The organism is Vibrio sp. 10N.222.49.C9 (assembly GCF_041474985.1).
GTDB classification, from domain to species: Bacteria; Pseudomonadota; Gammaproteobacteria; order Enterobacterales; family Vibrionaceae; genus Vibrio; species Vibrio crassostreae_C.
Genome location: NZ_JBFRVD010001089.1, coordinates 1 through 277, shown reverse-complemented (window position 1 = coordinate 277; position 277 = coordinate 1). Strand labels below are relative to the sequence as shown.

Annotated in this window: 1 protein-coding gene; it reads left to right on the top strand. The window is 43.7% G+C overall.

What is annotated here, in order from left to right; translation table 11 throughout:
- A partial coding sequence (locus AB4585_RS27015) for a hypothetical protein (protein WP_372171819.1) occupies positions 1-277 on the top strand: 277 nt, incomplete at both ends.

Below are 277 nucleotides of genomic sequence, written 5' to 3'. Positions count from 1 at the left end.
CAGTATGAGCAACATCAACCTATTTGATTTGGAGTCGATTAGCCGCAACTTTGGAGAACACATTATTGATGCAGTGTCACAAAGGAAAGATGTCTTGCTAGGCAGCACCAGTGGTGAAGGGTTTTCAGATAATGAAGACTGCAAGGCTTTTCTAGATACATTCCCTGGATGGCCCCTATCACTCATCATAGCCAGAAAAGATGAAAGTAAACCCGCTGAACGCGTGCTCGTTTATTCGAAGAGCATGAACCCACACACCAATGAGCATCTTGTATTT